This is a genomic window from Rhizobium sp. NXC14, from assembly GCF_002117485.1.
Classification (GTDB): domain Bacteria; phylum Pseudomonadota; class Alphaproteobacteria; order Rhizobiales; family Rhizobiaceae; genus Rhizobium.
This window is the reverse complement of sequence record NZ_CP021030.1, coordinates 1,088,914-1,104,646: the sequence shown is the minus strand read 5'-3', so window position 1 is coordinate 1,104,646 and position 15,733 is coordinate 1,088,914. Positions and strand designations below refer to the sequence as shown.

Here is a 15,733-nt window from a genome sequence, read left to right as displayed (position 1 = left end):
CCTTCCTATCGAATGATGCCGTTTCGCAGCGCGGCGGCGACCAGGGCGGTCTCCCTGAACACGCCGAGTTTCGCCTTGGCATTGGCAATGTGGGTGTTGACGGTGATCGGCGAGATGCCGAGGATGGCGCCGATCTCTGCGGCGGTCTTGCCTTGCGCCATCCAGCCGATGATCTCTCGCTCGCGCGGGGTCACAGCACTGGTCACGGCACTCATGACGCCGGCCCGTCGATCGTCGGCACGCGCGGCATCGTCACCTCGGCGCCGGACAGCGTCACCCGCCGCACCCGGTCGGGATGGCTTATCGGTGCGGGCGTCGCGCTGGCGACCGCCAGCGTCTTGCGCGGGTCCTGCCTCGGCGGAAACCGGTCGCGGTTGCGATGCGCCATGTTGATGACGGTGTTCTTCTTCGAGCCGAAGAGTTCGGCGATTTGACGTGCCGACAAGCCCTCCTGCCAGAGCTTCTGCGCCTTGACGATCTTGTCTTCCGTCCAGAACAGATCTCTCATCCCACTGCCTCCTGTGCGTCTCGTGCGGCCCTTGCGATGACCGGATTGTCGGGAAACATCTCAGCCAGCGCCCGCTTGGCGCTGCGGCTGCCTGTCTCAGCAGCCGCATCTTGTGGGCGGCGACCTTCGGCTGCGGCGGTTCGGGCGGCGCCTCGACGCGCGGGCGGCTTTGCGCTTCCATCACCGCCTGCTGCTGGCGGGCAATTTCGGCAAAGCTCGCCGCGCTCGGGGCAAAGGCGCGGTTATGGTCCCTGACCTTGCCTGACAGGAACAGCTTGGCGGCGCGCCAGACCGCCTCTGCCGCAATGCCGTCGATGGCGACGAGATAGGCGCGGATCTGCATGTCGGGATCAATGCCGGCGCAGGCCGGAAAGCCCGAAAGCATCCCCGCTATGATCTTCACCGGAGAGGAAATCTCTTGCGGCATCGACCGTTGTCCTTCTGCCCGTGCTTGCATTGATCGACCCGGCTTCCCTCGCCTTTTCATTTAAATACCAATCGGATTTGATCGCCCGCCAGCCGCGCAGGATCTGCATCTCGGCGGCTTCGACCGGGTTGCCGGTCTTGAGATATTCCTTGAGCTGGATCCTCGCCGCATAGGCCGTCAGCGGCTTCTTCAGCGTGCGGCTGCGATGCTCGATGATCGCAGCCGCCAGCTCCTGCCCGAGCACGGGGCTGAGGATCTCCATGATGTCCTTGCTCATCTCTGCCTTTTCCATGCGATTGCTTTTCCGCTCGCGACGTGTTGCCGTCGTCATACCGGGAGCCTCGGCCGCCCTCGGGCGAAGTTGACCAGGGCGCCCGGCCTTACTGCGCGGCCGGGAAAACGCCGGACCGCGCGGCCGTCATGATCCTGCTGGGCGGTGTCGCCCTTCTCGGCGCTGCGAAGACGGTGAATCTCGCTTTCCACCGCAGGCACCGGCACGCCGAGGATGGCTGCGATTTCGATATAATCCCGGCCGGAGCGGAAGAGCTCGAGGGCGTTCATGTGAGTGGCTTGATGCGCCGGGGCGGTGCTCATCGTTTGATCTCTTTTCATTCAATCCGCGGCCGAGGCCTTCTCGCAAAGCGGGCGCCGGCGAGATCGTTTGTCTCAAATCTTGTGGAAGGTGCCGGCGTCGCCGAGGGAGCGCGGCGACGCCAGCTGCCGATAGCCTTCAGGGAGGAGTGAGGCTGTCGGAATTGATCATCGGCGGAGAGCTGGGGAAGACCGGCGTCTGCCGCATCTCTTCGGGCTCGGTCTGCCGGCCGCAATTTTCGCAATGGCGCTCGATCACCTCGGCGATCGACAGCGCCCTGCCGCAGCGCGGGCAGCCGGTGTAGCGGACATTGGCAATGCCTGAAAGCAGGGGCCGGTTGTTGATGTAATCAGTGCTTGTCATGGGCATAAGGGTACGTAAAATACCTCGCACGTCAAGCGATTTAGGGGATTACATGTACCTTTTTTTAGGGTATTATTTATATCATGTTGAAAGATCAGGAACAATTTGAGCGCGAAGAACGCGCAAAGCGTCTGGTCATGGCCAGGAAGAACGCGGGCTTTGCCGGGCCGAAGGCGATCGTCGATCGTTTCGGCTGGAACGCCAATGTTTACAAGGCGCACGAGTCGGGCCGGAACGGCTTCGGCATCGCCGACGCGAAGAAATATGCCAAGGCGTTCAGGGTCAATCTCAACTGGCTGCAGTTCGGAACCGGCGATGCGCTCGATCCGGAGGAGCGGCCGGTTTCCGTCGCCGACGTGCCGAAGATCTCCTGGGTCAGCGCCGGCCAGCTGACCGAGCAGGCGCCGATCACCGACTTCTCCGAATTCCCGACCGTCGCCGCGCTCGATCTGCCCGACGGCGACTGGATCGCGCTCGAGGTCGAGGGCAATTCGATGAACAAGATCTCGCCGCCAGGCTCGATCATTTTCGTCAACCGCCGCGACAAGCGCCTGGCGCCGAACGCGCTTTATGTCGTCGCCGACGAGACCGGGGCTGCGACCTACAAGCGCTACCGCCCGAACGACAATCCGCCCTTCCAGCCCGCCTCCTACGAGGACGTGCCGCCGCCGGAATTCCACGGCGCCGTCACCATCGTCGGCCGCGTCCGCCGGTCGGTGATCGAGATGTGAGAGCAAGGCTCTTCAAAAAATATAAATCTAATCTGTGACTTAACGCTTACCGTTGCAGCAAAATTCCAACCACTTCCCAAACAGATTCAAGATCATCCGCCCGTCTTCACGAGCCGGCAGGATCTGGTTCCAAATCGCGACACTTGCCGTGCTGATCACCGCTTTCGGCGCCACGCAGGCGATCCTGCTTTGTGGTGAACCCCTCACAACGAAGACGGCTCTCAAGACCGAAGCCCGCTCTACCCGGGCTCCACTCGCCCCGCGCAAGGTGCCTGCAGCGACCTCGCTGCACTGACGCGCCTGCAAACAACCGCTTCGAGCGCAGGCGTCCGATCCAAAGGCCGCGACGCGCCGCAGAGCGGATCATCGCCCGCCCCGCGCGCCTGCGATATCCGGATCTCTCTCACTCCCTCTCTCTTCCATCTCTTTCCAGTTCCTGAAGGCTGGTGAGGGAGGGTTCCGGCCAAAGCTTCCCCCTACCCCATGAGCAAAGCCCATGAGGCCGGGAGAGCATTGGCCATGTCCTGAAGGCCGGAGCCGGGATGGGACACGTGCCAGAGGGGCCACTCGCTTCGCCCTCGTCCTGATTTTCTGACAGCGCACTTAAGGACTTTCGCTTCCCGCGCCGCTGGGCTTCGTCAGCTCGGGAGTTGCACCCGGTCGCCCAATCATCTGGTCGAGACATACGCCTACGATTCGTACCTCGTCAATCTGTAAGGTATTTTCTGTACCTTTTTTGATTGACGATTTGGGGTATGTTATGTACCTTTTCCGATATGCCGACCGGCCGGCACGAGAGGGCAGAGCAATGCAGCATATCCGCAGGATCGAGACCGAGCAGAGCCGGCGGGACGCCCGCTGGAATGCGGTGCGAGGGCTCGACGACTGCGATGCCTATATGGCCAACGAGGCCCAGCGCATGGGCGCCCTCGGCTTTGCCTATCTCGGCCGCCCCGAACATTCGGTCCGCGGCCCGTCATGGCTGCGCGGCGCCACGGCCAGCGTCGAGGCGCATTACCGTTATGCCCGCGAGATCATGGGCATCACCGATCGCGATCAGCTCTATGCCTGAGGGAGAAACCGACATGTCCGCCGATTGCATCATCAAAGCCTTTTCCGGCTGTACCTGCCCGCCCGGCCAATGCGGAGAGAAGCCCATTATCCCGGCGCCGGTCACCTTCGTCTCCTGGCGGCTCCAGGCTATCACCTGCATCGCCTTCGGCTTGCTGGCGGCGATCGTCTCGGCCGCCTGGATGCAGCCGCAACTCAAGAATCCCGACCTCGATAATCGGAAGCAAGCATCATGGAAGTAAGCGAATGGTTTTCGAAGCGCCGCTGGTCAGGAGCTGAACTTGATGTCGCTCGCCTTCGCCGCGGTGATGAAGGCGCGGCGCACCTGCTCGGGCTCGGCGACATCGTTGAACACATCGAGCACCAGCAGCTCGGCGGCCTTGGCCGCCGGCGTCTGCTCCGGCCAGTCGTTCAGCAAGGCATTGCCGGCCTGAACGACGTTGTAAACGGTCCTGGTCTTGCCGTTGATGGTGATCTTCACCGGCTTGAAGCTTCGTCTCCTGCTCATGATGCAGCCCCTCACGCGGAACACGCGACTCAACGAGCGGCGCTCGAACTCGTTCCGGTTGCGATGACTATCTCACATCTAATTGTCGCCGAGCGAATCAACTTGCGGGCAGCCAGACGTTCGAGAGCCAGAAAAACGTGGCGACCGATTTTTGGGTCGACCGCCTGACGCACGGGAGACGGGGGGTTTAGCAAATCTCGTTGGAGGGCCCACTGAATAGATATCAGTCCTGAGTTGTAAATAATCTGCACCTCGGAGTATAAAGCTGCAATCTTACGGCTACTCATCTCTATATAGCCGCCAGACTAGCATTCACGATAGTATTAATCATTGCAATAAATATTGATTTGTGTAAAGTAACTGCACAGCGCCCAGACGCGCAATGCCTAAGGAAACACCCCCCTTTCTTAATCCCCGCTTTCGCGGGGCTTTCTTTGTCAAGTTGAATCTCCGGAGGCGGTTGGACCTATTCTGGGCTTTTCCTTGGAGCGCGGAGTGCTGTTACCGCGGCAGCTCCGCCTTTCCATCACGCATATTGGCTCCACGAAATCATGACCACGGAAGAGATCAAACGGTGTTGTGCGCATGCAAGCGCGGAGCTTACAGCAGGCAGCAAACGCTTTCTAAGCGGTCCGCATGATCACTCGATCCGAAAATGAAAAACCCCGCCGTGGCGGGGTTTCTAGCTGGTCGGAGTGGAGTGATTCGAACACTCGACCCCCACGTCCCGAACGTGGTGCGCTACCAGACTGCGCTACACTCCGTGACCAGCGGCGCTTCTATAGAACAGCCTATCTGGTTGCACAAGCGCCAAATTTCAAAAAGGCGACGGATTTTTCGACCGGTTGATGACAGAGGCCGGAATGGGCCGCTGCTGCAAAAAGACACACTCTGAGCAAATCGAACGGAAGTGCAAAAGGGGCAATTTTCTTTTGCCGGGTTCCGCGCTAAAGGGCTCGGCGGGACAGGCGAAACCGCCGTGACGGCGGCTTCGCGGCCAATGCGCTAGAGATCAGGGACGACACGATGAAACTCCGCACCATTACCGCGGCCGGGCTTGCAATTGCGCTTGCCGGATGCACGACCATTCCTTCCGCCGGCAATCCGATCGAGGCCCGCTGGGTCGGCAAATCGGCCGGCGTCTTCTTTGCCGCCTACGGGCCGCCGATCAGCGATCGCGAGGAAGGTGCGAGCACCATCTACACCTGGCGCGGCGGCTACAAGACCGTGCGCATTCCGGCGAAATATGCCGAGGGCGCCGACGGCAAGCGCGGCAAGCAGATCGCCGCCGCCCGCACCGCCTATCTGCGCTGCCAGGCCGAAATCACCACCAATTCCGATTACACGATCCGCGACATCCGCACCGTCGCCGACATTCCGGGCGTCAACGGCCCGTCCTATTGCGCAGAGTTCCTGGCGCCCGAACAGAAATAACGGACGCTTCGTCCGGCACATGGAGACAGGCGGCCAGGGTGCCGCCTGTTTTCGTTTGGGGCTACAAGTCTAGCCTCAAAGCATCCGCACGAGGGGCAGTTGCGGATCGTTTCAGGGACGGGGACGGGGTCGGGCACGGAGTCACCGAGCCAATGATGAATTTTGGTTGTGCCGCGAGGCCCCCTTGCATGTTCAATTCGCGCTGATTGATGATCGGTGCGCACTCCGGCGGATGGCCATCCGCCGGAGTGCGGACGGCCGGGACCGCAGGCCCCTTGGCTTGAACCGGGGATGAGATTGGTCCGGCCGTCCTCGCGTTTGTCCTGAACAGATGATGGGGAGCAAGTCCCGCATGCAAGGCAAGGTTTCGTTCCAAGAAGACGCGATGCCGGTAGTTTATGCCGGTGTGGACGTGAGTAAAGAGTGGCTTGATGTTCATCTGCATCCGCTGGGCGAAAGCCGGCGGTTTAGCAATGACAAGACCGGCATCGACCAGCTGAAACGGCTGCTGGCCGGGCATCGGCCCAAAAGCATCGTGATGGAGGCAACCGGTAAGTTCCATCGCCCCGCCCATCACTCGCTTTGGCTCGATGGCTTTGCCGTCGCCGTGGTCGATCCGTTGCGCGCGCGCATGTTTGCCCGCGCCTGCGGCTATCTCGCCAAGACCGATCGGCTAGATGCCCGTTTCCTGGCGCTCTTGGCCGAGAGCCTGCGCCCGCCGGCCGACACGCCGCCAAGTCCTCACATCGAGGCCTTGCAGGAGCTGGTCAATGCACGATCGGCAGCCAAATGCGACATCACCGCCCTGCAGAATCGCAGCAAGGCTGCCACCACTGCCTTTCTGCGCGGCGAACTCAACCGCCTTGTGCGACGGCTGGAGCAGCATGTCGAACGTCTCGACAAAGAGATCGAACGATGTGTCGGCGAGGATCCGCAGCTCTGCCGCAAGGCCGAGATCCTCACCTCCATTCCCGGCATCGGCCGCGTCACGGCCCTGGCCTTGATGGCCGGCATGGACGGGTTGGGGACATGTTCGGGCAAACAGGCCGCCATGCTGGCAGGGCTTGCCCCAATCGCGAACGACAGCGGTGCACGAACCGGACGTCGTTCCATCCGCGCCGGCAGGCCCACACCCCGGCGCGCGCTCTACATGGCCGCCTTGTCGGCATGTCGCTACAATCCCGCGCTTGCTCGTTTCGCAGACACGCTCAAAGCCACAGGAAAACCAGCCAAGGTCATCCTTGTCGCCATCATGCGAAAGCTGCTCGTGCTGGCAAACTGCCTTCTATCTCAGAACCGTCTCTGGACACCAAATCCGCCTTGACAGCCAACACAGATTCTCATCCGACCCTTCGGGCCACCTTCTCCCCGCTGGGGAGAAGGGAAAGCAAGTCGCTCCGACACTGGCAAACGAACCCGCCTGCTTGTAGGCACTTCATCCAATGGGGTGGATGGCGAAGCGCCACTCTCCCTCTTCTCCCCAGCGGGGAGCAACCATGTTCAATTTTTCCGGTATTGGGGCGTCCATTCGGTCTTTCGAAAGAGGATTGTGTTGGCGAGAACGATGAGTTTTCGGGCGACGGCTATAACGGCGCGCAGGTGCTCCTTTCCGCTCTGACGCAAGCGCGTGTAGAAAGCGGCGAGATCCGGATTGTGCCGGGTTGCCGTGAATGCGCACATGAACAGGCTCTTTCGCAGGCGTTCGCGACCACCCGGGATGCGGCGTCTGCCGTGATATTTTCCGCTATCGTCGTCATAGGGTGCGACGCCGGCAAGGGCGGCGATCTCGGCGCGGCTGGCATGGCCGAGTTCGGGCAGCCGAATGATCAAGCACAGGGCGCTGCGCAGCCCGATCCCCTTGATGGAGATCAGCAGATCGAGCCGTTGCGCCAAGTCGCAATCGTCGCGAACCGTCTTTTCGAGCCGCAGCAGATGGGCCTTGCGGCAGGTTTCGAGGCGGGCGACCTCGCGCAGGTGGCGGCGTTTGATCGCCTCCGACAAGGCGGTCTCGGCAAAGGTCTTGACCAGCGCGATCTGCTGCTCGATCTGTTCCAGATAGGTCAGTTCGGCGGCCAACTTGTCGAAGCGTGCGTCCGGCAGCGCCGGCAACTGCTCGAGACTTGCCGTGAACAGCGCAATCAGCACGGCATCGAGCCGATCGTTCTTGGCCCGCTTGAGCCGGCTCTTGGCAAAGAAGCGCAACTGCGCCGGCTGCAGACGCGCCGCCGGCCGCTTGCCGGCCCGCAGATGCGCCAGCAGCCGCCATTCATAGCCGCCGGAGGCTTCGAAGCCGATGCGGCTGACGTCATGCTCTCGAAGAAAGGCGTCAAGCGCCTTCAGGCCAGCGGTGTCGTACGTGACCCTCAGCCTTGCCTTACCGGGATGGAGGGCAATGTCGAGATGGCTTTTGCCGACATCGATTCCGGCACAAATCATGCTATTATCGGTCATCTTCGTCGTCCCTGTCTTGGATACGAACCCCAAGGTTCCTGCAACCACACGGGCCAGATGAAGAGCCGGTTGCGATCCTGCTCCCCACAGCCCAAAACGGCTAAGAAGGTGACGATCCGACAACCAGCTGCCGGGCGGGCGGCCACCCGCCCGGCAAGCATCAATATCCTACATTTTTTTCATCCAAGAAGGTGGCCCGAAGGGTCGGATGAGGGGGCCTCGCGGCACGACATCAATGACAGGAGCCGTCGTTGCCCGACGAGCCGTCGATAGGTCTCACCCCTCCGCCGGCCCGTAGAGGCCGAGCTGGTCGAGAAGCGCCCGCTGCCGGTCGGCATTTTCGACCAGGAGGGCGGTGTAGCGTTCGACGATCCGCGCGCGGTGATCCGGGTCGGAGACGGCGGAAAGCGCGCCTGTTATGGCGGCGATCCTTTCCGAGGTCTGGCGCAGCTCTTCCAGAAGCTCGGCCTTGCCGCCGGCCTCGGCGACCACCTGCTTCGTCACCTTGCCGATGCCGGCCGGCGTGCGGCTGCCGGCCGAGACGTAACCCTCCGGCAGGTCGCCCTTCAGATTGACGACCGACTTGAAGCGGATGACGTCGAAGATCTGTTCGACCGCCTGCTTGGCGCCGGTCACCCGTGAGGGATGGTCGGTGTCGGCAGCGGCATGCGGCAGCAGTTCGAGCTTACCCTTGTGGCGCTGTTCGAGCGGCAGGTAGGGCAGCATCGGGCCGCTGAGCGTGCCGGTCGCAGCGTCCCGGAACAGGTCGGCGTCGATTGCCGCATGCGCGATCTTGCCGGATGCCAGTGCTGCATCGAGCGCATTGGGATGGACGACTTCGCCGCGGTCGTAATTGACGAGCACCGCGCCGTCCTTCATGGCGGAGAGCACTTCTGCATCGACGGTGCCGGCATTCGAATAGACGCCGGTCGATGCATCCAGGCGGCCGAGGCCGATATGGACGGAGAGCACGTCGGCGCCTCTAGCCGCTTCGACCGGGCTTGCGGCATAGTCGAAACCCTCAGCCTCGATCCAGCGCTTGTGGTGCTCGCGGGCATAGATCGCCACATTCATGCCGAAGGCCTTGCCGAGCTTGGCGACTTCACGGCCGATATTGCCGTAGCCGAGGACGGCGAGCTTGCGGCCCTCAAGCTTTGCCGTCGGGAAATCCTTGAGCTGACGGCCCGTGTCGAAATCGCCGCCCGCGACCATGCGGTGCAATCTATCGACCGGCAAGTCGGGAACGACCTTCAGGATCGCCTTCATCACCATTTGGGCGGTCGCCCGGCTGTTGATCCCCGGCGTATTCATCAGGGCCGAAGTGCCGCCCTCGCCATTGCCGCCGCCCCAGGAAGCCGAGCCCATATTGCCGGTGCCGGCACCGATGCGCACGCCGCCGAGCGGGAAGACCGAGGCCTTTGGAATGAAGGTCGCCGCCGCGATCAGCGCGTCGTACTGGCCCTTGTCGGTCTGCGGCAGGATCTCCGCCTCGGTGCTGAGGTTCGGCTGATAGAAGAAGTGGATGCGGCCCTTTTCGAGGCCGGCGCGATCGCCGAGCGGACCGAGATGGAAGACGCCACCCTTCTCCTCGATATAGGCCTTGACCTCGCTGTAATCAGGCTCGCCGTCGGCGCCGAAACGCAGGCCCACCAGGTCGGCGATCAGCACCGTGTAAGCGCGGGTCGGATCGTCCTTGCGCAGGGCGCCTTCGGCTTTGACCGGCGCCTCGAAGGTCACGCCGTGCTTTGCCAGCTCCTCCTCGAGAACGACGATCTTGGCTCTGAGATAGGCATATTGCAGATTTTCCAGCAGTGCCACGACATCCTCCGGCTCGCGGATGCCGCCGACCCAGGCGCGGTAATCGCCCGGCGTGCCCGGGAAGGCATTGACGTAGCGGGCCGCGTCGAGGCCGGGCTCGTATTCGCCGTTCGGATGGGTGATGCCCTCATAACCCAGCAGCTGCTTCGACCGGGCGATGATCCGGGCGTGGATGTCGGCGTCGGTGATGCCGTCGTCCTCGACCTTCAGCAGCGTCACCGCAGCACCGCGGCGATCGGCATCGGTGACGGTCAATGACAGCAGCGGGTGCGACTTGACCCATTCGTCGATCACGGCGCGGTTGGCGGCGGAGCGGCGGTTGAGATCGACGACGGAGCCGACCCGGGCCTCAGACTGCAGCAGGCCGAAGGTGGTCTCGGCAAAGGCGAGCGCGCTGTAGGTGTTGATGACGCCGCCGAGCATGCGGTCCTCGGCGGCATCGTAGAACGGGCCGGCATCGACCGAGCGTTTGGCCGAAAACGGCTGCCGGGGATCGATCGGCGGCGCGATCTTCAGCTGCCGCGGGATCGCCCAGGCCGGATCCTGCTGGTTCTTCTCGATCAGCGCCAGCGCATGCGGGGTGAAGGAGGCGACGAAATAACCCGAAATGCCGCCGATCGCCTTCTGGAACGGCATGAACAGGCAGCATTTCGCCATCACGGCGCTGACCAGTTCCGGCTCCCACGGCATGGCCCCGAGCATCGAGGTGGCGTCGAACACCGCATGGCGGTTGGCCGGGTCGCCGTCGAGCCAGCTCAGGAGTTCGCGGATTTCGCGGCTGGTATAGGCGTTCGCCCCCGTCGTCTCGTGGCCGACGCCGACGAAGATCGAAACGCCGAGGTCGGCAAGTTCGGCTGCCGTCGGGATCACGCCTTCGGAGGCGGCGAAATGAATGCGGCTCTCGCAGCCTTTTTCGGCGAAGCGCTGCATCTCGATCAGCTGTGTGGCCCAGGACTGGCGGAAGAAGCCGGCGGCCTTCGACGGATTGCTCTCCGGCCGCGGCGTGTCGACATAGACGCGCTGGCCGGCGTCGTTGGCATTCATCAAATGCTGGATGCAGACGGTGAAGCCGCTATGGCCGCCGCCGAGCCCGACCGCCATGCGGTTGACCTTCGGGAAGCCGAAATAGCGATGGATCGCCCGCATCATGTCTGTCAGGATCTTGTCGGCCGGGTAGCCGCGATGCATGCTGCGAGAGATCTCGGCCGTGGTGAAGCCGCCGAGATCGTTGCCCCGATCGTCGAACTTGCGATAGGTCTTCTCGATCCAGGCGTCGAAGGCGATGCGCCGCAGGCGGCTGTCGACCTCGTCGGTCGTCGCATCGGTAATCGGCCCGACGCCGAAAAACGGGTTGGACGGCAGTTTTGGCGCACCCGACGCGGTCTGTCGAAGGGCGCTCAGTCGCTGTTCCTGCATCTGCGCAATTTCTGTCATTGCCTGCCTGTCTCTGTCCGGAGCTGAAATTGCCTTCATGGTGAAGTGAGTGCACCGGCAGGACAAGCTCATATGCGCCGAACGACAGGCGAAACGCGCCATTGCCATGGCTGCGGTGATGTTCGCGCGTTTGGCAGCAGGCGGGACGCGCCGATGCCTGCCCCTTGCATGTTCAATTCGCGCTGATTGATGATCGGTGCGCACTCCGGCGGATGGCCATCCGCCGGAGTGCGGACGGCCGGGACCGCAGGCCCCTTGGCTTGAACCGGGGATGAGATTGGTCCGGCCGTCCTCGCGTTTGTCCTGAACAGATGATGGGGAGCAAGTCCCGCATGCAAGGCAAGGTTTCGTTCCAAGAAGACGCGATGCCGGTAGTTTATGCCGGTGTGGACGTGAGTAAAGAGTGGCTTGATGTTCATCTGCATCCGCTGGGCGAAAGCCGGCGGTTTAGCAATGACAAGACCGGCATCGACCAGCTGAAACGGCTGCTGGCCAGGCATCGGCCCAAAAGCATCGTGATGGAGGCAACCGGTAAGTTCCATCGCCCCGCCCATCACTCGCTTTGGCTCGATGGCTTTGCCGTCGCCGTGGTCGATCCGTTGCGCGCGCGCATGTTTGCCCGCGCCTGCGGCTATCTCGCCAAGACCGATCGGCTAGATGCCCGTTTCCTGGCGCTCTTGGCCGAGAGCCTGCGCCCGCCGGCCGACACGCCGCCAAGTCCTCACATCGAGGCCTTGCAGGAGCTGGTCAATGCACGATCGGCAGCCAAATGCGACATCACCGCCCTGCAGAATCGCAGCAAGGCTGCCACCACTGCCTTTCTGCGCGGCGAACTCAACCGCCTTGTGCGACGGCTGGAACAGCATGTCGAACGTCTCGACAAAGAGATCGAACGATGTGTCGGCGAGGATCCGCAGCTCTGCCGCAAGGCCGAGATCCTCACCTCCATTCCCGGCATCGGCCGCGTCACGGCCCTGGCCTTGATGGCCGGCATGGACGAGTTGGGGACATGTTCGGGCAAACAGGCCGCCATGCTGGCAGGGCTTGCCCCAATCGCGAACGACAGCGGTGCACGAACCGGACGTCGTTCCATCCGCGCCGGCAGGCCCGCACCCCGGCGCGCGCTCTACATGGCCGCCTTGTCGGCATGTCGCTACAATCCCGCGCTTGCTCGTTTCGCAGACACGCTCAAAGCCACAGGAAAACCAGCCAAGGTCATCCTTGTCGCCATCATGCGAAAGCTGCTCGTGCTGGCAAACTGCCTTCTATCTCAGAACCGTCTCTGGACACCAAATCCGCCTTGACAGCCAACACAGATTCTCATCCGGCTGCCGCCACCTTCTCCCCGCTCGCGGGGCGAAGGGACCGGGCCGCGACCTCTCCGTCCCTCGCCAACCTCTCGCAGGGCACGTCCCCTCTCCCCGTCAGAACGGGGAGAGGGTTAGGGTGAGGGGCAACCGTCGGTCCGAGGCCTCTGCCCGCTCACCCACTCAAAACAGACTTGCCGCACGCAACCATCCGGCGTATGTCTTTCCCGTCGCGAAAAGCGACTGCCTCCCTTGATCCGCTCAGTGGCGGAGTAAACAGGTGGACGAATGGGTCGTCCAGGCGGTCGAGCACACGCCGGCCATGCGCATCAGCCATGGTTCGGCCAGCACCTCCCTGAAACCAACGCCTGACAAGATCAGGCCTCATCGTGAGCCATCGGCGCACTCTCGTGGGCGCTCGTGCGCTCGCGTCGACCGTGGAACGCACCCATGACCAGATCCCTTATCGTCATCTTTACCGCCATTGTCCTCGATGCCGTCGGCATCGGGCTCATCTTCCCCATCCTGCCGTCGCTGCTGCAGGACATCACCCACAGCGACGACGTCGCGCCTTATATCGGCGCGATGACCGCACTCTATGCGGTGATGCAGTTCATCTTCGCGCCGGTGCTCGGGGCGCTGAGCGACCGGCTCGGCCGCCGGCCCGTGCTGCTGATTTCGCTCGCGGGCGCGGCCGTGAACTACCTGTTCCTCGCATTGGCGCCCAACTTGCTGCTGCTGTTCATCGGCCGGGCGGTCGCCGGGCTGACGAGCGCCAACGTCTCGGTGGCCACCGCCTATATCACCGACATCTCGCCGGAGGAAAAACGCGCCCGCCGGTTCGGCCTGTTCAACGCCATGTTCGGCCTCGGCTTCATCATCGGCCCGGTGCTCGGCGGCGTGCTCGGCGATCATTGGCTGCGGCTGCCCTTCATCGCAGCCGCCGCGCTCAACGGCGCCAACCTGCTGCTCGCCTTCTTCGTTCTGCCGGAATCGCGGCCTGGCAGCCGCGAGAGGATCGATCTCGCGACCCTCAATCCACTCCAGCCGCTGCGCTCGGTGCTGGAGGTCAAAAGCCTGCTGCCCATCATCATCCTCTTCTTCCTCTTCAGCGCCACCGGCGAGGCCTATGGCACCTGCTGGGCGCTCTGGGGCAGCGACGCCTTTCACTGGAACGGGCTTGCGATCGGCCTGTCGCTCGGCGCCTTCGGTCTCTGCCAGGCGCTTGCCCAGGCCTTCCTGCCCGGACCGGCCGTCAAACTGCTCGGCGAACGCGGCGCGATCCTGACCGGCGTCGCTGGCGTCTCGATCGCGCTTTGCACCATGGCCTTTGCCGACCGGAGCTGGATGATCTTCGCCATCATGCCGGTCTTTACGCTCGGCGGCATCGGTGTGCCGGCGCTGCAGTCGCTGGCGACCCGGCAGGTCGATGAAAACAGCCAAGGCCAGTTCCAGGGCGTGCTCGCCTCGGCCGTCAGCCTCGCCTCGATCGTCGCCCCGCTTGGCTTCTCCAGCCTCTACTTCCTCGTCCGGCAGCAATGGCCGGGCGCCATCTGGCTCTCCGTCGTCGCGGTTTATGCGATCAGCGTGCCGCTGGTTCTCGGTCTCGGGCTGAAGAAGCCAGAGAGGGTTGCGGCAGGCTAGCATGGGTGTCGCCCGTCCCCCGGCCCACAAAAGGGACAGTGGCTGAGGCAGGCCCATCTCTCCTCCCTCATTCCCTTCCTCGGGCAAGGCCCGAGGGGATGTCACAGGAATCCAGTGCGCCCAAGTCCTTGGGCGCGGGAACTCTTTGACATTGCATGAGTCATTCACCGCGCCGACGCGCGGTGGCTGGATTCCTGTGACGAGCACAGGAATGAGGGAGGAGAGGGTGACGCCTTTAGCCTGCCTGGCCGCGCGGCGCCTCCCCCCGCCTGCACCGCGCTTGTCGAAATCGCCTTCACGCCGACCGGCCGTTCTTCCAGGTCAACGCAAACACGCGCAGCCAGTTGTCGAAGGCGAATTTCGACAGGCTCTGCTGGTCGAACCCGCGCTTGCGCATTGCTTCGAACAGATGCGGCAAGCCGCTGGCATCGCCGATCGCGCGGGGAATCACCGCGCCGTCGAAATCCGATCCGAGGGCGACCCGGTCTTCTCCGACGCGATCGATCAGATATTTGATATGTTCAACGACGAGATCGAGCGGGGTATCGTCGTTCAGGTGGCCATCGGCGCGGATGTCGTTGACCGAGAGGTTGAAGCCGATCACGCCGTCGCTGTCGCGAATGGCGTCGAGCTGCCGGTCGGTGAGATTGCGGGTCGACGGGCAGATGGCATGGGCGCAGGCATGGGTGGCGACGAGCGGGGCGTCGCTCAAGGCCGCCACATCCCAGAATCCCCGTTCGTTGAGATGCGCCAGATCGATCATGATGCCGAGCCGATTGCAGGTCCTGACCAGATCCTTGCCGCTCCCGGTCAGCCCGGGGCCGGTATCCGGCGACTTGGGATGGGCGAAGGGAACGCCGAAGCCGAAGATGTTCGGGCGGCTCCAGACCGGACCCAGCGAGCGCAGACCGGCTGCATGCAGGCGATGGAGATAGTCGAACTCGCCATCCAGCGCTTCCGCCCCCTCCATGTGAAGCACGACGGCAAAGGCGCCCTCGGCTCTGGCGGCGGCGATCTCCTCGACATCAACCGCCAGGCGCATCCGGCCGCCGGAGCGACCGATCAATGTCTCCAGCGCTAGACGCTGCGCCTCGATCTGCCTGCGGGCATAGAGCGGATCGACGGTCTCGGCATAGATCACCTCGTAGCCGTCTTCTCTGATGATCAGGTCGTTTTCCGGCGGATGCTCCGGGCCTGCATGCAGCGCAAACAAGCCGCCCACCAGACCGCCCTCACGCGCCCTCGGCAGATCGAGATGCCCGCTTTCCGACCGCAGCAGAAAGTCGCGGCCGGCGGAGGTGTATTCCGCGATGAATTGAACCGCGTCATTGTGCCCGTCGAAGATTTCGATTTCGGCCATGTCGGGCTCCTCCGGGATCGCCAGGATCATCTATCGATTTTGCGAGGTTTAGCTGTCTGCTAGAACGAGCGGAGATTCAATGTCA

General features: G+C 63.1%; 16 protein-coding genes, 1 tRNA gene and 1 pseudogene. 7 read left to right on the top strand and 11 right to left on the bottom strand.

From position 1 onward, the window contains the following. Positions 1 to 5: 5 nt before the first annotated feature. The 6 genes and pseudogenes from NXC14_RS05415 to NXC14_RS05390 form a co-directional block, all read right to left on the bottom strand. Complete coding sequence (locus tag NXC14_RS05415) at positions 6 to 215, bottom strand: helix-turn-helix domain-containing protein (protein WP_085777286.1); 210 nt, start codon at positions 213 to 215, stop codon at positions 6 to 8. Then, positions 212 to 508, bottom strand: coding sequence for a GcrA family cell cycle regulator (locus NXC14_RS05410; protein WP_085777285.1), 297 nt, complete (start codon positions 506 to 508; stop codon positions 212 to 214). Before NXC14_RS05410 ends, NXC14_RS05415 begins: the two co-directional genes overlap by 4 nt. Continuing rightward, positions 505 to 893, bottom strand: a pseudogene (locus tag NXC14_RS33290) (hypothetical protein). Before NXC14_RS33290 ends, NXC14_RS05410 begins: the two are co-directional and overlap by 4 nt. Beyond that, positions 859 to 1,227 carry a hypothetical protein gene (locus NXC14_RS05400; protein WP_085777284.1) on the bottom strand — a complete coding sequence of 123 codons (369 nt, stop codon included), beginning with the start codon at positions 1,225 to 1,227 and terminating at the stop codon, positions 859 to 861. The pseudogene NXC14_RS33290 and the gene NXC14_RS05400 overlap by 35 nt, the downstream one beginning before the upstream one ends. A gap of 35 nt (positions 1,228 to 1,262) precedes the next feature. Further along, on the bottom strand, positions 1,263 to 1,529 hold the full coding sequence (locus tag NXC14_RS05395) for an RNA polymerase subunit sigma-70 (protein ID WP_085777283.1): 267 nt from the start codon (positions 1,527 to 1,529) through the stop codon (positions 1,263 to 1,265). 136 nt (positions 1,530 to 1,665) lie between these two features. Next, a complete protein-coding gene (locus NXC14_RS05390) occupies positions 1,666 to 1,890 on the bottom strand; it encodes a hypothetical protein (RefSeq protein WP_085779992.1) in 225 nt (74 codons plus the stop codon). 83 nt (positions 1,891 to 1,973) lie between these two features. On the opposite strand from NXC14_RS05390, the gene NXC14_RS05385 reads away from it, so the two are divergent. The 3 genes from NXC14_RS05385 to NXC14_RS05370 all read left to right on the top strand — a co-directional run bounded on the left by NXC14_RS05385 (position 1,974) and on the right by NXC14_RS05370 (position 3,934). Then, on the top strand, positions 1,974 to 2,621 hold the full coding sequence (locus NXC14_RS05385) for a S24 family peptidase (RefSeq protein WP_085777282.1): 648 nt from the start codon (positions 1,974 to 1,976) through the stop codon (positions 2,619 to 2,621). 808 nt (positions 2,622 to 3,429) lie between these two features. Beyond that, a complete protein-coding gene (locus NXC14_RS05375; RefSeq protein ID WP_085777280.1) occupies positions 3,430 to 3,693 on the top strand; it encodes a hypothetical protein in 264 nt (87 codons plus the stop codon). A 13-nt stretch (positions 3,694 to 3,706) separates the two neighbouring features. Then, the gene (locus NXC14_RS05370) at positions 3,707 to 3,934 is read left to right on the top strand and encodes a hypothetical protein (RefSeq protein WP_085777279.1); all 228 of its coding nucleotides are present in this window, start codon (positions 3,707 to 3,709) and stop codon (positions 3,932 to 3,934) included. Between the two features lie 26 nt (positions 3,935 to 3,960). Here the strand turns inward: NXC14_RS05370 and NXC14_RS05365 are convergent, their stop codons facing one another. Together NXC14_RS05365 and NXC14_RS05360 are read right to left on the bottom strand one after the other, a co-directional pair. Next, positions 3,961 to 4,200: a DUF982 domain-containing protein gene (locus NXC14_RS05365; protein ID WP_085777278.1), complete on the bottom strand. Its 240-nt coding sequence runs from the start codon at positions 4,198 to 4,200 to the stop codon at positions 3,961 to 3,963. Positions 4,201 to 4,887: 687 nt separating this feature from the next. Then, a tRNA-Pro gene (locus NXC14_RS05360) sits at positions 4,888 to 4,964 on the bottom strand. 262 nt (positions 4,965 to 5,226) lie between these two features. Here NXC14_RS05360 and NXC14_RS05355 point away from each other — a divergent pair. Together NXC14_RS05355 and NXC14_RS05350 are read left to right on the top strand one after the other, a co-directional pair. Further along, positions 5,227 to 5,634 (top strand): hypothetical protein, encoded by a 408-nt coding sequence (locus tag NXC14_RS05355; RefSeq protein WP_085777277.1) that lies wholly within the window; start codon positions 5,227 to 5,229, stop codon positions 5,632 to 5,634. A 352-nt stretch (positions 5,635 to 5,986) separates the two neighbouring features. Further along, positions 5,987 to 6,958, top strand: a complete 972-nt coding sequence (locus NXC14_RS05350) for an IS110 family transposase (RefSeq protein ID WP_085777276.1) — start codon at positions 5,987 to 5,989, stop codon at positions 6,956 to 6,958. A gap of 176 nt (positions 6,959 to 7,134) precedes the next feature. Here the strand turns inward: NXC14_RS05350 and NXC14_RS05345 are convergent, their stop codons facing one another. Together NXC14_RS05345 and NXC14_RS05340 are read right to left on the bottom strand one after the other, a co-directional pair. Next, entirely contained in the window at positions 7,135 to 8,085 is a 951-nt protein-coding gene (locus NXC14_RS05345) for an IS110 family transposase (RefSeq protein ID WP_085777275.1), read from the bottom strand. 276 nt (positions 8,086 to 8,361) lie between these two features. Then, positions 8,362 to 11,337 (bottom strand): NAD(P)-dependent oxidoreductase, encoded by a 2,976-nt coding sequence (locus NXC14_RS05340; RefSeq protein ID WP_085777274.1) that lies wholly within the window; start codon positions 11,335 to 11,337, stop codon positions 8,362 to 8,364. A 332-nt stretch (positions 11,338 to 11,669) separates the two neighbouring features. Here NXC14_RS05340 and NXC14_RS05335 point away from each other — a divergent pair, with 332 nt between their 5' ends. Together NXC14_RS05335 and NXC14_RS05330 are read left to right on the top strand one after the other, a co-directional pair. Continuing rightward, positions 11,670 to 12,641, top strand: coding sequence for an IS110 family transposase (locus tag NXC14_RS05335; protein WP_085777273.1), 972 nt, complete (start codon positions 11,670 to 11,672; stop codon positions 12,639 to 12,641). 453 nt (positions 12,642 to 13,094) lie between these two features. After that, positions 13,095 to 14,288, top strand: coding sequence for a TCR/Tet family MFS transporter (locus tag NXC14_RS05330; RefSeq protein WP_085777272.1), 1,194 nt, complete (start codon positions 13,095 to 13,097; stop codon positions 14,286 to 14,288). A 295-nt stretch (positions 14,289 to 14,583) separates the two neighbouring features. Here NXC14_RS05330 and NXC14_RS05325 read toward each other — a convergent pair whose 3' ends face one another. Next, entirely contained in the window at positions 14,584 to 15,648 is a 1,065-nt protein-coding gene (locus tag NXC14_RS05325; RefSeq protein ID WP_085779991.1) for a dipeptidase, read from the bottom strand. Positions 15,649 to 15,733 lie beyond the last annotated feature (85 nt).